Source organism: Streptomyces axinellae, assembly GCF_039532135.1.
In the GTDB taxonomy this organism is placed as follows: domain Bacteria; phylum Actinomycetota; class Actinomycetes; order Streptomycetales; family Streptomycetaceae; genus Streptomyces; species Streptomyces axinellae.
On sequence record NZ_BAAARJ010000055.1, the window covers coordinates 1 to 3,208 of the forward strand.

Genomic DNA, 3,208 nt, shown 5'->3' on the forward strand with positions numbered 1-3,208 from the left:
ACACAAGCCCTCCTCCGCCTCGCCCGCCACCGCATCAGCGTCATCTACGCCATGCTCCGCGACGGCACCTTCTACGAACCCCGCACACCCCAAACCGCTTGACCAAAAACATAGAGACACCCCCCGCCCCCGGCCCCGGACGTCAGCTCGCGGGGATCTCGTACTCGGCGATCAGGTGGCCCCGCGCCAGCGTATGGAAGCGCAGATTGAAGCCGACGACAGCCGGCGAGGCGTCCCCGTCGGGCCCCAGCCGCTCACTGCCGACCGCGTACACCGTGAAGACATAACGGTGCGGCCCGTCGCCAGGAGGGGGCGCGGCGCCGCCGAAATCCCTGGTACCGAAGTCGTTGCGGACATGTACGGCCCCCTGTGGAAGCCCCTTCATGTCACCCGTACCGGCACCGGCGGGCAGCAGCGTCACCGAAGCCGGAATGTCGAACACCGACCAGTGCCAGAACCCACTGCCGGTCGGGGCATCGGGGTCGAAGCAGGTCACGGCGAAACTCTTCGTCTCCTCCGGGAAACCCTCCCAGCTCAGCTGGGGAGAGGTGTTCCCTTCCGCGTACACCTGTGCGGAACCCAGATGGCCGCCATCCGCCAGGTCGTCGCTCGTCACCCGGAACGAGGGCACCGGAGGGTGGAAATCATGGGGGAGCGGGCGCCGTTGCTGGTCGGTCACGTCGGAACCTCCTCGTCACGCGAATCGCTGTACCGGCCAGCCTAACGATCCGCGCCGTCTCTCTTTGCCACCATGACGTCGTGCGGCGGCACGCGCAGTACATCCCAGCCCCATGCTCGGCCGTCAGCGCCCTCCGGTGAGTGACCACGACGAGACCCCGAAGCGGTGGTGCGATCATGACCAGCCCCGTGGAACTGCCCGAGCTGCCCCAAGCCGACCTGCCCGGCCTCTTCGACGCCTCGGTACCCCCCGGCGTCTACCGGCTCCCCTCGGTGGGACCCGACGCCCTGATGCAGGCGGAGGCGGCGGGCTGGGTCGATGCCGTGGTGGACCTGGCGGGCGCCACGAACAAGACCGACTTCATGGAACGTTGCGCCGCCGGCCTGGAGCTGCCCGACTACTTCGGCCACAACTGGGACGCGCTCGCCGACCTCCTCACCGATTTGAGCTGGTGGGGAACCACCCGCGGCTACCTCATCCTCGCCACCGGATGGTCCAGCTTCGAGCTGGCGGACCCGGCAGACGCCGAGGCGGCGGCGGAGGTCTTCACCGCCGCCGTCGGCTTCTGGGCGGTACGCGACACACCCCTTACCGTTCTCCTGGGCTGATCCGGCCCCAGGTTCAGCGGAGACTCAGAACCAGTTCCGCTTACCGCCGACCTCGGCCAGCCACTGGTTGAGGTAGGACACCCAGTCCGTCTGGTCGAAGGTGTTGAAGTCCACCGGGAACGACCGGAACGAGTCGCTGCCCTCGGTGAACAGCCCCGGCTTCTTGTCCATCTCCAGCACCACGTCCATGCCCCGCGAGTCGGCCACGAACGACAGCTCGACCTGGTTCAGCCCCCGGTACTGCTGCGGCGCGAAGAACTCGATCTCCTGGTAGAAGGGCAGCTGCTGCCGCGTATTGCGGATGTGCCCCTTCTCCATGTCCGCCGACTTGAAGCGGAAGCCCAGCGAACCGAACGCGTCGAGAATCGCCTGCTGCGCCGGCAGCGGGTGAATGTTCACCGGGTCCAGGTCGGAAGAGTCCAGCGCCCGCGCGATCGCCAGCTCGGTAGTGACCCCGATCTCCATGCCCACCAGCTGCTGCCCCAGGAACGTGGTGACGGGCGTCTCCCACGGCACCTCAAGCCCGAAGGGCACCACATGGCCGGCACCCTCCTCCAGGGTGATCGCCCCGCCCAGCCGCTGCCGGCCGAACTCGATGTTCCGCTTCACCTCTCCGTCGTTGGTCTCCACCTCGACCCGCGCCTGAAGACCGACCGACAGCGACTCGACCTCCTGGGTCACCGAGCCACCCTGGATCCGCACCTCCCCCTGCAACACCCCTCCGGGCAGCGCGTTCGGCTCGTGCAGAACGGTGTCGACCGACGCACCCCCGACACCCATGCTGGCGAACAGCTTCTTGAATCCCATCCGATTCCTCCCCATCCGGGAACGCACCGCGTTCTTGTAGGCTCGGACGGCATGATCGCAGGCCGAGACAGCGAGCCCACCACGACCGGCGGCCACGCGTATGTACCACGCAGCTTCTTCGACCGCCCCGTCCTGGATGTCGCCCCGGACCTCCTGGGACGCATCCTGGTACGCACGACGCCCGGGAGCCGGATGCAGTTGCGCATCACGGAGGTCGAGGCATACGCGGGCGAGGCCGACCCCGGCTCCCACGCCTACCGCGGCAAGACGGCACGCAATGCGTCCATGTTCGGCCCCCCGGGTCACGCCTACGTCTACTTCATCTACGGGATGTGGTGGAGTCTCAACCTCGTCTGCGGCCCCGAAGGCCAGGCCAGCGGCGTTCTCCTGCGTGGGGGAGAAGTGATTCAGGGCGAAGAGGAGGCCAGGCAGCGCCGCCCCAAGGCCCGCAGGGACACGGAATTGGCCAAGGGCCCCGCCCGCCTCGCCACAGCCCTCGCCGTGGACCGGACCTTGAACGGTGCCGACCTGTGCACCCGCGACGAGACCGCCCCCCTCAGCCTCCTCGCAGGTCAACCGGGCCCCTCCACCGCCATACGAAGCGGCCCCCGCACCGGCGTCGGCGGCGACGGCGCCCACCACCCCTGGCGCTTCTGGCTGGACGGCGACCCCACAGTGAGCCCCTACCGGCCACACAAGCCGAGGCACCGTAAGCCGGGACTTGACGCGACTCAGGTCACGACCTAACGTAGATCGAGTCGCTTGAAACGGGACGGCTTGCCACGGACCTGAAGGTCCGTCGACAGCACCCCCGTAAGCGGCCAACTCACTACCTACGACGTACCCCATAACCGGGGTCGCTTTCGGCACGCCGAAAATCGACTCCCATCGACTCGATTATGAGTCTCGGGGAAAACCCGCTAACGTAGTGAACACCGAAAGGGCAGCGCCCGGAGAAACCGGTACTGGATATTTCAGAGCCGATCAGTTTCGAAGGAAGCGTCCGTTCCTTGAGAACTCAACAGCGTGCCAAAAGTCAACGCCAGATATGTTGATACCCCGATCTGCCGGGTTTCCGGTGGGTTGAGGTTCCTTTGAAAAAGTCCCTTCCTTT

Annotated in this window: 4 protein-coding genes; 2 read left to right on the plus strand and 2 right to left on the minus strand. The window is 66.8% G+C overall.

Annotated features, from left to right (window positions below):
- Positions 1-142: 142 nt before the first annotated feature.
- The gene (locus tag ABD339_RS33340) at positions 143-679 is read right to left on the minus strand and encodes a YbhB/YbcL family Raf kinase inhibitor-like protein (RefSeq protein ID WP_344570922.1); all 537 of its coding nucleotides are present in this window, start codon (positions 677-679) and stop codon (positions 143-145) included.
- Between the two features lie 176 nt (positions 680-855).
- Between ABD339_RS33340 and ABD339_RS33345 the strand changes: the two genes are divergently transcribed.
- Complete coding sequence (locus ABD339_RS33345) at positions 856-1,287, plus strand: barstar family protein (RefSeq protein WP_344570923.1); 432 nt, start codon at positions 856-858, stop codon at positions 1,285-1,287.
- Positions 1,288-1,311: 24 nt separating this feature from the next.
- Here the strand turns inward: ABD339_RS33345 and ABD339_RS33350 are convergent, their stop codons facing one another.
- Positions 1,312-2,094 (minus strand): sporulation protein, encoded by a 783-nt coding sequence (locus tag ABD339_RS33350; protein ID WP_344570924.1) that lies wholly within the window; start codon positions 2,092-2,094, stop codon positions 1,312-1,314.
- A 51-nt stretch (positions 2,095-2,145) separates the two neighbouring features.
- Between ABD339_RS33350 and ABD339_RS33355 the strand changes: the two genes are divergently transcribed.
- The gene (locus ABD339_RS33355) at positions 2,146-2,841 is read left to right on the plus strand and encodes a DNA-3-methyladenine glycosylase (RefSeq protein WP_344570925.1); all 696 of its coding nucleotides are present in this window, start codon (positions 2,146-2,148) and stop codon (positions 2,839-2,841) included.
- The last annotated feature ends 367 nt before the right edge of the window (positions 2,842-3,208 follow it).

Coding starts and splice junctions, on each gene's coding strand:
- ABD339_RS33345 (WP_344570923.1), top strand. CDS start 856: ATGACCAGCCCCGTGGAACTGCCCGAGCTGCCCCAAGCCGACCTGCCC.
- ABD339_RS33350 (WP_344570924.1), bottom strand. CDS start 2,094: ATGGGATTCAAGAAGCTGTTCGCCAGCATGGGTGTCGGGGGTGCGTCG.
- ABD339_RS33355 (WP_344570925.1), top strand. CDS start 2,146: ATGATCGCAGGCCGAGACAGCGAGCCCACCACGACCGGCGGCCACGCG.